Origin of the sequence: Kitasatospora sp. NBC_00315 (assembly GCF_041435095.1) — a bacterium.
Lineage (GTDB): Bacteria > Actinomycetota > Actinomycetes > Streptomycetales > Streptomycetaceae > Kitasatospora.
The window spans coordinates 6,796,658-6,808,716 of sequence record NZ_CP108025.1; the positions used below are offsets into that span (position 1 = coordinate 6,796,658).

General features: G+C 73.3%; 10 protein-coding genes. 7 read left to right on the forward strand and 3 right to left on the reverse strand.

Going from position 1 to position 12,059, the window contains the following annotated elements; genetic code table 11:
- Positions 1-5: 5 nt before the first annotated feature.
- The 3 genes from hisS (at position 6) to OG823_RS28510 (ending at position 3,649) form a co-directional block, all read left to right on the forward strand.
- Entirely contained in the window at positions 6-1,268 is a 1,263-nt protein-coding gene (hisS, locus tag OG823_RS28500) for a histidine--tRNA ligase (protein WP_371482955.1), read from the forward strand.
- Positions 1,265-3,043: an aspartate--tRNA ligase gene (aspS, locus tag OG823_RS28505; RefSeq protein ID WP_371482956.1), complete on the forward strand. Its 1,779-nt coding sequence runs from the start codon at positions 1,265-1,267 to the stop codon at positions 3,041-3,043. The genes hisS and aspS overlap by 4 nt, the downstream gene beginning before the upstream one ends.
- A 99-nt stretch (positions 3,044-3,142) precedes the next feature.
- Positions 3,143-3,649 (forward strand): GNAT family N-acetyltransferase, encoded by a 507-nt coding sequence (locus tag OG823_RS28510; protein WP_371482957.1) that lies wholly within the window; start codon positions 3,143-3,145, stop codon positions 3,647-3,649.
- On the opposite strand, the gene OG823_RS28515 is transcribed toward OG823_RS28510, so the two are convergent.
- Positions 3,622-4,623, reverse strand: coding sequence for a LysR family transcriptional regulator (locus OG823_RS28515; RefSeq protein WP_371482958.1), 1,002 nt, complete (start codon positions 4,621-4,623; stop codon positions 3,622-3,624). The genes OG823_RS28510 and OG823_RS28515 overlap by 28 nt on opposite strands.
- A gap of 493 nt (positions 4,624-5,116) precedes the next feature.
- Between OG823_RS28515 and ppk2 the strand changes: the two genes are divergently transcribed.
- The 3 genes from ppk2 (at position 5,117) to rpsD (ending at position 8,392) form a co-directional block, all read left to right on the forward strand.
- Positions 5,117-5,950, forward strand: coding sequence for a polyphosphate kinase 2 (gene ppk2 / locus OG823_RS28520; RefSeq protein ID WP_371482959.1), 834 nt, complete (start codon positions 5,117-5,119; stop codon positions 5,948-5,950).
- A gap of 151 nt (positions 5,951-6,101) precedes the next feature.
- On the forward strand, positions 6,102-7,466 hold the full coding sequence (locus OG823_RS28525; protein WP_371482960.1) for a replication-associated recombination protein A: 1,365 nt from the start codon (positions 6,102-6,104) through the stop codon (positions 7,464-7,466).
- Positions 7,467-7,777: 311 nt separating this feature from the next.
- On the forward strand, positions 7,778-8,392 hold the full coding sequence (gene rpsD / locus OG823_RS28530; protein WP_073921478.1) for a 30S ribosomal protein S4: 615 nt from the start codon (positions 7,778-7,780) through the stop codon (positions 8,390-8,392).
- A 154-nt stretch (positions 8,393-8,546) separates the two neighbouring features.
- Here the strand turns inward: rpsD and OG823_RS28535 are convergent, their stop codons facing one another.
- Together OG823_RS28535 and OG823_RS28540 are read right to left on the reverse strand one after the other, a co-directional pair.
- Positions 8,547-8,876, reverse strand: a complete 330-nt coding sequence (locus OG823_RS28535) for a tetratricopeptide repeat protein (RefSeq protein WP_371482961.1) — start codon at positions 8,874-8,876, stop codon at positions 8,547-8,549.
- 70 nt (positions 8,877-8,946) lie between these two features.
- Positions 8,947-11,184, reverse strand: coding sequence for a regulator (locus OG823_RS28540; protein ID WP_371482962.1), 2,238 nt, complete (start codon positions 11,182-11,184; stop codon positions 8,947-8,949).
- Positions 11,185-11,578: 394 nt separating this feature from the next.
- On the opposite strand from OG823_RS28540, the gene OG823_RS28545 reads away from it, so the two are divergent.
- Entirely contained in the window at positions 11,579-12,055 is a 477-nt protein-coding gene (locus tag OG823_RS28545) for a DUF948 domain-containing protein (protein WP_371482963.1), read from the forward strand.
- The last annotated feature ends 4 nt before the right edge of the window (positions 12,056-12,059 follow it).

Genomic DNA, 12,059 nt, shown 5'->3' on the forward strand with positions numbered 1-12,059 from the left:
AGAAGTTGAGCACCTTCAACGCCCCCAAGGGCACCTACGACCTGCTGCCGCCGAGCTCCGCGACCTACCTGGCGATCCGCGAGCGCCTGAGCGCGCCACTGCGCCGGGCCGGCTACGGCTACATCGAGACCCCGGTCTTCGAGGACGTCAAGCTCTTCTCCCGCGGTGTGGGCGAGTCCACCGACATCGTCAACAAGGAGATGTACACCCTCACCACCAAGGGCGGCGACGAGCTCGCGCTGCGGCCCGAGGGCACCGCCTCGGTCGTGCGGGCCACCCTCCAGGCCAACCTGCACAAGCTCGGCAACCTGCCGGTCAAGCTCTGGTACTCGGGCTCCTTCTACCGCTACGAGCGGGCCCAGAAGGGCCGCTACCGCCAGTTCGCCCAGATCGGCGCCGAGGCGATCGGCACCGAGGACCCGGCGCTCGACGCCGAGGTGATCATCCTCGCCGACGACGCCTTCCGCTCGCTCGGCCTGCGCGGCTACTCGCTGCTCCTCAACAGCCTCGGCGACAAGCAGTGCCGTCCGGTCTACCGCACCGCCCTGGTCGAGTTCCTGGCCGGCCTGGACCTGGACGAGGACACCCGCCGCCGGGCCGCGATCAACCCGCTGCGCGTGCTGGACGACAAGCGCGAGAGCGTGCAGGCCCAGCTCACCGACGCGCCCAGGCTGCGCGACTTCCTCTGCGAGGACTGCAAGGCGTACGACGAGCAGGTGCGCGAGCTGCTCACCGCCGCCGGCGTCGCCTTCGTGGACGACCCCAAGCTGGTCCGCGGCCTGGACTACTACACCCGCACCACCTTCGAGTTCGTGCACAACGGCCTCGGCGCCCAGTCCGCGATCGGCGGCGGCGGTCGCTACGACGGCCTCTCCGAGATGCTCGGCGGCCCCGCGCTGCCGTCCGTCGGCTGGGGCCTCGGGGTGGACCGCACCTACCTGGCGATGGAGGCCGAGGAGATCGTCCTCGACCTGCCCGCCACCACCTCCGTCTACGCCGTCGCGCTCGGCGAGGAGGCCAAGAACGTCCTGTTCGCCAAGGTCACCGAGCTGCGCCGGGCCGGCGTCGCCACGGACCTGGCATTCGGCGTCAAGGGCATCAAGAACGCCATGAAGTCCGCCGACCGGTCGGGTGCCCGCTGGGCCCTGGTCGCCGGCGACCGCGACCTCGCCGAAGGCGTCGTCCAGCTCAAGGACATGACCACCGGCGAGCAGAACCCCGTCGCCCTGGACGCACTCGTCACCACCCTGAAGGAGAAGCAGCAGTGATCCGCACGCACGACGCGGGCACGCTCCGCGCGGAGCACGCCGGCACCACCGTCACCCTGGCCGGCTGGGTCGCCCGCCGCCGCGACCACGGCGGCGTCGCCTTCATCGATCTGCGCGACGCCTCCGGCACCGTGCAGATCGTGGTGCGCGATCTGGACTCCGTGCACGGCCTGCGCGCCGAGTACTGCGTCAAGGTCACCGGCGACGTCCGGGTCCGCCCGGAGGGCAACGAGAACACCGAGATCCCGACCGGCGCCGTCGAGGTCGTGGTCAGCGCCATCGAGGTGCTCTCCGAGGCCGCCCCGCTGCCGTTCCCGGTCGCCGAGTACGAGCCGGGCACGGTCAACGAGGAGGTCCGCCTCCGGTACCGCTACCTGGACCTGCGCCGCGAGGGCCCGGCCCGCGCGCTGCGCCTGCGCTCCAAGGTGAACCACGTCATCCGCACGGTGATGGAGGAGAACGGCTTCCTCGACATCGAGACGCCGTACCTCACCCGCTCCACCCCCGAGGGCGCCCGCGACTTCCTCGTCCCGGTCCGCCTGCAGCCGGGCCACTGGTACGCCCTGCCGCAGTCGCCCCAGCTGTTCAAGCAGCTGCTGATGGTGGCCGGGATGGAGAAGTACTACCAGATCGCCCGCTGCTTCCGGGACGAGGACTTCCGCGCCGACCGGCAGCCGGAGTTCACCCAGCTGGACATCGAGGCGTCCTTCGTCGACCAGGAGGACATCCTGGCCCTCGGCGAGAAGACCGTCGCCGCCATCTGGCGCGAGGTGCACGGGTACGAGATCCCGAACCCGCTGCCCCGGATGACCTACGCGGACGCCATGAACCGCTACGGCTCCGACAAGCCGGACGTCCGCTTCGGCCAGGAACTGACCGACCTCACCGAGTACTTCAAGGGCACCGAGTTCCGGGTCTTCCAGGCCCCGTACGTCGGCGCGGTCGTCATGCCCGGCGGCGCCTCGCAGCCGCGCAAGCAGCTCGACGCCTGGCAGGACTGGGCCAAGGCCCGCGGTGCCCGCGGTCTCGCCTACGTCGTCATCGACGCCGAGACCGGCGAGCTGCGCGGCCCGGTCGCCAAGAACCTCAACGAGGAGCACCTGGCCGGCCTCGCCGCCGCCGCCGGGGCCAAGAACGGCGACGCGATCTTCTTCGCGGCCGGCAAGAAGACCCCCTCGCAGGAGCTGCTCGGCGCCGCCCGCCTGGAGATCGGCCGCCGCTGCGAGCTGATCGACGAGTCGCAGTGGGCCTTCCTCTGGGTGGTCGACTTCCCGATGTTCGAGCCGATCGAGGACGACAAGGGGCAGTTCCAGGGCTGGCACGCCGTCCACCACCCCTTCACCGCCCCGACCGCCGAGTCGCTGGCCACCTTCGACACCGACCCGGGCAACGCGCTCTCCAACGCGTACGACCTGGTGCTCAACGGCTCGGAGCTGGGCGGCGGTTCGATCCGTATCCACCAGCGCGACGTGCAGAAGCGGGCGTTCGACGCGATCGGTCTCTCCGAGGAGGAGGCGCAGTCGCAGTTCGGCTTCCTGCTGGACGCCTTCAACTACGGCCCGCCGCCGCACGGTGGTGTCGCGTTCGGCCTGGACCGCATCGTCACCCTGCTGGGTGGGTACGACACCATCCGGGACGTCATCGCCTTCCCGAAGACGTCCACCGGCGGTGACCCGCTGACCGGCGCGCCCACGCCGATCACGGTGGCCCAGCGGCGCGAGGCGGGCGTGGACTCCAAGCCCAGGCTCAAGGGCGAGACCGAGCAGCAGGCCTGACGCCCGGTCTGATATACCTTCACGGCCCCGGTACGGGCGCGGACTCCGCGCCCGGGCCGGGGCCGGTCCACAATGGCGTGAGACACCGAAGGAGCGGGGATGGCCCTGCGCACGAGAGTTGAGACCCCTGCGGACGTCCCGGCGACAAGACGGGTCCACATGGCCGCCTTCCCGGGGCCCGACGAGGCCGATCTGGTGGACGCGCTGCGAGGTGACCCGGCCTGGCTGCCCGAACTGTCCGTGGTCGCCGTCAACGGCGCCGGACTCGTCCTCGGGCACGCCCTTCTGACGCGTCTGCGGATCGGCGACGGGCAGGGCCTGGCGCTCGCACCGGTCGCGGTGGCCCCCGAGTGGCAGCGCAAGGGCGTCGGCGAACTGGTCGTACGGGCCGCCCTCGCGGCCGCGGCCGAGGCCGGGGAGCGACTGGTCGTCGTCCTCGGCGATCCGGACTACTACGGCAGGTTCGGGTTCGTGGCGGCGGGCGAGTACGACATCACCGGCCCGTTCGAGGTTCCGGAGGCCTACTTCCAGGCGCTCGTCCTGCCCGCCTACGACGGCGGCCCGCGCGGGCGGTGCGACTACCCCGCGCCGTTCGAGACGGTCTGAGCCGGGACGCCCCGATCCACGGCGCTCCGACCCGGGACGGCCCGATCCGGGACGTCCCGGGTGGCGCCACCGTGCGGACCGGCGAACTCCACCGTGGCCAGGCAACTGCGCACGAAGGCCGTCATCGCCGGGGTGCAGGCCCGCTCGCGCGGCCAGTACAAGCCGACCTGGCTGGGGCCGAGCCCCCGGACCGGCCGGAACACCACGCCGGGCCGGGTGCTCAGCCTGCTGACGGTCGTCGGCGAGATGCCGACGCCCTGCCCGCAGGCCACCGCCGCCAGCCACTCGTCCGCGTTGTGCGCGACCGCCCCGATCCGCGCGGGGGCGCCCCCGCGCTCCTCGGTGGCCAGCCAGTAGTCCCGCCAGTGGCCCGCCTCCTGCGGCATCGCCACGAAGGGCTCCTCCAGCAGGTCGGCGAAGTCGATGACGCCGCGCCCGGCCAGCCGGTGCCCGGCGGACAGCGCCACGCAGCGGTCGTCGACCCCCAGCGGGCTCATCGCGTACCGCTGCGCCATCCAGTGCGGGGCGTGCCACAGGGCGAGGTCGACCTCACCCGCGGTCAGGCCGGCGGCCGGGTCGAACCAGCTGTTCTGCCTGATCTCGACCTGCCAGCCGGGCATCCGCCGGACGAAGTCGGTCACGGTGCGGTGGTCGACCAGGTTGATCGTGCCGCCCTCGAAGCCCACCCGCAGGGTGGCGCCGCCGAGCGCCGCGGCGTCCCGGGTGGCGCGCAGCGCGCCGTCCCAGGATCCGAGTACGGCGGTGGTGTGCGCCGCCAGCGCGTTCCCGGCCGCCGTGGGGGTCATGCCCCCGCGTGAGCGCCGGAAGAGCTCCACACCCAGACGCTCCTCCAGCAGCAGGATCTGCTTGCTGAGCGCGGGCTGGGACACCCGCAGCCGGGCGGCCGCCGCGGTGAGCTGCCCCTCCTCGCAGACCGCGGCGAAGTGGCGCAGCAGACGGGTGTCGATATCCATGCCGTCAGGTTATGGAACAGGGAATTGGACCCGTCGGGCAGGTCTGGGCCAAGGTTGAGCGGCCGGACACGGGGGACGGCGGCGCCGGGGGATCAACGGGGGATCAACGGGGGATCCACGGGGCCGGCGGTCCGGACGCGCGGGGCGCCGCGGGGGTGTGCGCCGCGCGGTAGGGGGGCGGCCGCGTTGGAGGTCGGCGGGGGCCGCGGTCCTCGTCGGCCTCCAACGCCCGGCACCGGGCCGCGCATCCGGAGGCCCCGGCACCAGGCCATGCACCCGGAGGCCCCGGCACCGGGCCATGCACCCGGAGGCCCCGGCACCGGGCCATGCACCCGGAGGCCCCGCCCGGGCCGCCGACGGCGGACCACCGCCCCCCGTCCGCGAACGGCCGCCTGCCACGACCTGCGGACGCCCGCGATCCGGCCTAGCGTGAGTGCTCATCAGCACTCCTCGGCCGAGAGCCGGGGGCGTACCCCCGTACGGAGGGCACCCGGTGGCAGCCAAGGCCGAACGCAAGCGGCTCGCGAAGGAACCGTACGAGCGCGAACTGCTGCGCCTGCAGCACGAGCTGGTGAAGCTCCAGGAATGGGTGCGCACCGAGGGCGCCCGGCTGGTGGTCGTCTTCGAGGGACGGGACGCGGCCGGCAAGGGCGGCGCCATCAAGCGGGTGACGGAGTACCTCAACCCCCGTATCGCCCGGGTCGTGGCGCTGCCCACCCCGACCGAGCGCCAGCGCGGCCAGTGGTACTTCCAGCGGTACGTCGAGCAGCTGCCGGCCGCCGGGGAGATCGTGCTGTTCGACCGCAGCTGGTACAACCGGGCCGGCGTCGAGAAGGTGATGGGCTTCTGCAGCCGTGAGGAGTACTGGCAGTTCCTGCACCAGTGCCCGACCTTCGAGCGGATGCTGATCGAATCCGGCGTCCTGCTGCGCAAGTACTGGTTCTCGGTCAGCGACACCGAGCAGGAGCGCCGCTTCCGCGGCCGCCTGAAGGACCCGATGAGGCGCTGGAAGCTCTCGCCGATGGACGTGGAGTCGATCACCCGGTGGGAGGACTACTCCCGGGCCAAGGACGAGATGTTCGTCTACACCGACACCCCGGACGCGCCCTGGCACGTGGTCGAGAGCGACGACAAGCGCCGCGCGCGGATCAACATGATCGCCGACCTGCTCGCGGGCGTCCCGTACTCCGACGTCGCCGTGCCCGGGATCGAGCTGCCGCCCCGGCCGCCGTCCGCGGGCTACCAGCGGCCCCCGCGCGACCTGCAGAAGTACGTGCCCGACCACGCCGCCGGCCTGGAGCGCGGCGGGCGGCGCGGGCGGGCCTAGCGGCGGCGCGGGCGCGGGCGCGGGAGTGGCCGGGCGAGTGGCCAAGGGAGTGGCCGGGGGAGCGCGTCCGGGGGCGGGCGGAGCCCTCGCGGGGAGCGGCGGTGCTCCCCGGGCGCGGGGAGGTGTCGGCGCGCTCGCATAGGCTTCCGGTGTGGACGAACCGGACCTCTTCACCGCAGCCGCCGAGGATCTCCAGGCCAAGGAGCCAGGACGCGCCCCGCTCGCCGTACGGATGCGCCCGCGCACCCTGGACGAGGTGGCCGGGCAGCGGCAGCTGCTCAAGGACGGCTCACCCCTGCGCCGCCTGGTCACCGGCTCGCACGGCCCGGCCGCGACCAGCTCGGTGATCCTCTGGGGCCCGCCCGGCACCGGCAAGACCACCCTGGCTCACGTGATCAGCCAGGCCGTCGAGGGCCGCTTCGTCGAGCTGTCCGCGATCACCGCCGGGGTCAAGGAGGTGCGCGCCGTCATCGAGGGCGCGCGCCGCGCGGTCGGCATGAGCGGCCGGGAGACGGTGCTCTTCCTGGACGAGATCCACCGCTTCTCCAAGGCCCAGCAGGACTCGCTGCTCCCGGCGGTCGAGAACCGCTGGGTCACCCTGATCGCCGCCACCACCGAGAACCCGTACTTCTCGGTGATCTCGCCGCTGCTCTCCCGTTCGCTGCTGCTCACCCTCGAATCGCTCACCGACGAGGACGTGCGCGCCCTGCTGCACCGCGCGGTGGCGGACGAGCGGGGCCTGAACCACGCGGTGGCGCTGACCGCCGAGGCCGAGGACCACCTGGTCCGCCTCGCCGGCGGCGACGCCCGGCGGGCGCTGACGACGCTGGAGGCGGCGGCCGGCGCGGCGCTGGAGAAGGGCGAGGCCGAGATCACCCTGGCGACCACCGAGACGGCCGTCAACCAGGCCGCGGTGCGGTACGACAAGGACGGCGACCAGCACTACGACGTGGCCAGCGCGCTGATCAAGTCGATCCGGGGCAGCGACGTGGACGCCACGCTGCACTACCTGGCGCGGATGATCGAGGCGGGGGAGGACCCGCGCTTCATCGCCCGGCGGCTGATGATCTCGGCCAGCGAGGACATCGGCCTCGCCGATCCGACCGCCCTGCAGACGGCGGTGGCGGCCGCCCAGGCGGTGGCCCTGATCGGCTTCCCGGAGGCACGGATCATCCTCTCCCAGGCCGCCATCGCGCTCGCGCTGGCGCCCAAGTCGAACGCGGCGTACCTCGCCATCGACGCGGCGCTGGCGGACGTCCGGCAGGGGCTGGCGGGCGCCGTGCCGCCGCACCTGCGGGACGCGCACTACGGCGGGGCGGGCAAGCTCGGCCACGGCCAGGGCTACCAGTACCCGCACGACCTGCCGGGCGGCATCGCCGCGCAGCAGTACGCGCCCGACACGGTGCACGGCAGGGCCTACTACCGGCCGACCAGGCACGGCGGCGAGGCCCGGTACGCCGACGTGGTGGAGTGGACCCGGGCCCGGCTGAACGGTGAGCGGGAAACGAGTGGCTGATCGGCGGGTATACTCGCTCGGAGTGCCATGTCCCGGGATCGGCAGCAGGGTCTCCCTGATCTGACCGGCCGCACCAGCGGGGCACCGGCCCGAGGCTCCTCACGGAGCCTCCAGGAGCGTCGCGCACCGTTTCGGTGTCGCGAGCAGCCCACCACCTTCGCGGTCGGCGGGCCACTCGTGTGCAAGCACTTCCGTGCCCGGCTCCGGAGAGCGGCTGATCACCCCTCGGGGTGGTTTTTCTCCGGGTCGCGAGGAGCGACCTCCGTCAACACCTGGTGAAGCCGTAGTCGAAAGCAAGGAAGGTTTGGTTCATGGCGAACCAGAAGCGCCCCAAGGTCAAGATTGCCCGTGCCCTGGGCATTCCGCTGACCCCGAAGTCCGTCAAGTACTTCGAGGCCCGCCCGTACCCGCCCGGCCAGCACGGCCGTGGCCGCAAGCAGAACTCGGACTACAAGGTCCGTCTGCTCGAGAAGCAGCGTCTGCGCGCCCAGTACGACCTGAGCGAGAAGCAGATGGCCCGCGCGTTCGACCGCGCGAAGAAGGCCGAGGGCAAGACCGGTGAGGCGCTTGTCGCCGACCTGGAGGTGCGCCTCGACTCGCTGGTGATGCGTTCGGGTATCGCCCGCACCATCTACCAGGCCCGTCAGATGGTCGTCCACGGCCACATCGAGGTCAACGGCGGCAAGGTCAACAAGCCGTCGTACCAGCTGAAGCCGGGCTTCGTCGTGACCGTTCGCGACCGTAGCAAGGAGAAGGTCCCGTTCCAGGTCGCCCGTGAGGGTGGCTACGCGGGCGAGGGCCAGACCCCGAAGTACCTCGAGGTCAACCTCAAGGCCCTGGCGTTCCGCCTGGACCGCGCCCCGCAGCGTCGTGAGGTCCCCGTGATCTGTGACGAGCAGCTGGTCGTCGAGTACTACTCGCGCTGACCCGCGGGCAGTACCTGCAGGACCCGACGAGCCCCTGCCGCCTTTCGAGGCGGCAGGGGCTCGTTCCGTTCTCCGGGCGTCGCGGGCTCCCGGACCTGCGTGAACCCGCGCCCCGCCGGCCCGCCCGCGCGGATCCGCCCGGGCGGGCCGGCGCTCAGGCCGTCTCGGCGCCCATCGCGGCGGCCAGGCGCAGGTGCGCCCGCGCCTCGGCGGGCCGGCCCTGGCGCTGGAGGGTGCGGCCGAGCATCAGCTGCGCGTAGTCCTCCGCCGGGTCCTGCTCCAGGATCCGGCGCAGTTGCCCGGCGGCCCTGGACAGCTGGGCGGAGTGGTACAGGCTGCGGGCGAGGAGCAGGCGGGCCGCGAGGTTCGCCGGCTCCTCGGCCACCAGTGGGTCGAGGATCCGGGCGGCGTCCGCGTACGCCTTCGAGTCGAAGTAGAACTGCGCGCGGGTGTACTCCTCGGCGCTGCCGCGTGTGGTGGTCATGGCGGGGCTCCTTTCCGGTACTGCCGGAGAGAGCAATGATCAATCTTCAACTATTCCGGCGGTGCGCCGCTCACGGCCGGCAGGCCGGCGCCGGTGAGGGCGAGCACGGCGCCGGGCGCGGGCACGGCAGGTGCCCCGGGCCGCCGGGGCGGTCCTCGCCGCCCAGGGCCCGGCGGACCGCCTCCGCCAGGTTCAGCCCGCTGCCGTGCTCGAAGGCCTCGCTGAACTCCTGCTCGGTCAGCCCGGCCCTGGCCCGGGCCTCGCACTCCAGGTGCGCGCCGTTGAACGTGTGCGAGCCGAAGAACGGCTTGCCCACGCCCTGCCAGATCCGGTGCGCCGCGCCCTGCAGCACCCGGGCCTCCACCAGGTCGTACTCCTCCCCGGGCCCGGCCGGCTCCGTCTCCAGCAGGGCCAGCACCTCCATGCCCAGCACGATCCCCAGCAGGTCGCGGAAGGTGTAGTTGAGCCGCACACACTCGCGCGCGTAGGCCCGCGCCAGCCGCACGTCCCCGTCCAGCCACTGCCCGTACGCCATCGCGTAGAGCCCGTACGCGTACGCCCACTGCTCGCCGTGCTCCTCGCACAGCTCCCGGACGCGGCCGATCCAGAGCTCGCCGGTCTCGGTCTCGCCCTGGAAGAGGTGGGCGATGCCCAGCTCGAACATCGCCATCAGCACGTTGCTGTTGAGCTCGCCGAGTGCGTTGTAGTGCCAGAGCGCCTCCTCGAACAGCTCGGCGGCGCGGGCCGGCTCGTCGCCGATCAGCGCCGCGCAGCCCTGCCGGTGGACGGCGTACGCGAGGGCGCGGTCGTCGCCGGTCTCCAGCGCCTGGCGCCGGCACTCCTCCAGGGCGGGCCCGGCCCGGTGCAGATCGCCCTGCAGGGTGGCCATGTAGCCGGTCACCCAGAGGGCCTTCGCCCTGGCCTCGGTCGGTTCGGGCGCGAGCGCGAGCGCCCGGTCGAGCCAGTGCCGGCCCTCGCCCAGGTGTCCGCAGCCGACCCAGTAGAACCACAGGGTGCCGGCCAGCAGCAGGGCGATCTGCTCCTCGCCCGGCTCGGCCAGGCAGAACTCCAGCGCCGCGCGCAGATTGGGGTGGGCGAGCCGGGTGCGCTCGGCGGTCTCCGGCTGACGGGGGCCGAACCACTCGACCTCTCCCCAGGTGGCCACGCCCAGGTACCAGTCGCGGTGGCGCCGCAGCAGCCGCTGCTCGTCGCCGGTGGCACGCAGCCATTGGCCGCCGTACTCGCGCAGGGTGTCCAGCATGCGGTACCGCACGCCGAAGCGGCTGTCCTCGCGGAGCACCACCGACTTGGCCACCAGATCGGCGACGAGCTCCAGCATCTCCTCGGCCTCGATGCCGTCCCCCGCGCAGACGTACTCGGCGGCCTCCAGCTCGAAGCCGCCCGCGAAGACCGAGAGGCGGGCCCAGAGTAAACGTTCCTGCACCGTGCAGAGCTCGTGACTCCAGCCGATGGTCGTCCGGAGCGTCTGGTGGCGCGGCAGCGCGCTGCGCGAGCCCCCGGTGAGCAGCCGGAAGCGGTCGTCCAGACGGGCGGTGATCTGCTCCACCGACAGGGCCCGCAGCCGGCCGGCCGCCAGCTCCACGGCCAGCGGGATGCCGTCCAGCCGGCGGCAGAGCTGGGTGATCTCCGCCTCGTTGGCGGCGGTCAGCGTGAACGTGGGCAGCACGGCCCGGGCGCGGTCGACGAACAGCAGCACCGCGTCGGGCCGCCGCCCCGGCCGGCACCGGCCGCCCGGTGCGTTCGGCGCGGTCCGGTCGGCCGGGCAGGGACCGACGGGAAGCGGCGCCACCGGCAGCAGGTGCTCGCCCGCGGTCTGCAGCGACTCCCTGCTGGTCGCCAGCACCCGCAGCCCCGGCACCGCCTGGAGCAGCCCGTTGGCCAGCTCGGCGCAGGCCGCCACCAGGTGCTCGCAGCCGTCCAGCACCAGCAGCAGCCGCCGGCCGGCCAGTTGCTCGATCAGGACGTCCAGCGGCGGCCGGGCCGTCGAGTCGGTCAGCCGCAGGGCCTCCAGCACGGCATGGCCGAGCAGCAGCGAATCCTGGACCTCGGCGACCTCGACCAGCCAGACGCCGTCCGGGAACCGGTCGGCGGCGCCGGCCGCCGCGCGGACGGCCAGCCGGCTCTTGCCGACACCCCCGGGGCCGGTCACCGTCACCAGCCGGGCTCTGCCCAGGAGACCGGCGAGGGTGGTGAGTTCCTCCTGCCGCCCGACGAAGCTGGTGACCTCCGCCGGCAGGCTGCCGATCGTCGTGTCCCGCCGCCCCGCTGTCGTTGACTCGCTGGACAACCCGCCGCTCCCCGTGTCTGAAGGCCGCACGCGCGGCAGCCGGCCACTCGCGCCGGGCGGACACCGGCCCGCCCAGCGGGCCCAACGAGGTGACCGGCCGGTAGGTTACGCCCGGCGGAGCGCACAACCGACCGCCGTGACTGTTTCAGCCCCGCCGGCCCCGTCGGCCCGTCCGGCCCCTCGGGACCCCTCCGGCCCGCCCGCGGCCGCGCCGTCCGGCGGCCCCGCACGCCGCCCGCAGCGGCCCGCGGCGACCCGCGGGGGCGACGGGGTGGCCGGGAGCCGGCCGACGCGCGCCCCCCGACAAACCGGTCCGGAAACCGGCCATGGTCGCGATAGGGTTCCCCCTTGAGGGCAAGCAGCGGGGAAGCAGCAAGGCGAGGGAGCGCGCAAGGTGTCCGTGGGAGAGCTGGCCGGCCTGCTCGTGGCCGTGTTCTGGGCCGTCCTGGTCACCCTGCTCGCGGTCGTCCTGGTACGTCTCGCCCGGGTGCTCAAGGAGGCCACCGCGCTGGTCTCCGCCGTGACCGAGCAGGCGGTGCCGCTGCTGGCCGAGGCCGGAGCCGCCGTCCGCAGCGCGAACGAGCAGCTGGAGCGGGTGGACGAGATCACCGCCAACGTGCAGGACGCCGCCGCCAACGCCAACGCCCTCTCCTCCACCGTCGCCGCCACCTTCGGCGGCCCGCTGGTCAAGGTCGCCGCCTTCAGCTACGGCGTGCGCAAGGCCGTGGCCCGGCACAACGGCGCCGCCGCCCTCCCGCAGCAGCAGAGCGAGCGCGAGGCACTGGCCCGGCTGGTCAGGGCCGAGGTACGGGCGGCCACGGCGCCGCGCGGCGGCCTGCTCGCCAGGGTCCGGCGCGCGGTGAGGGGCTGACGAC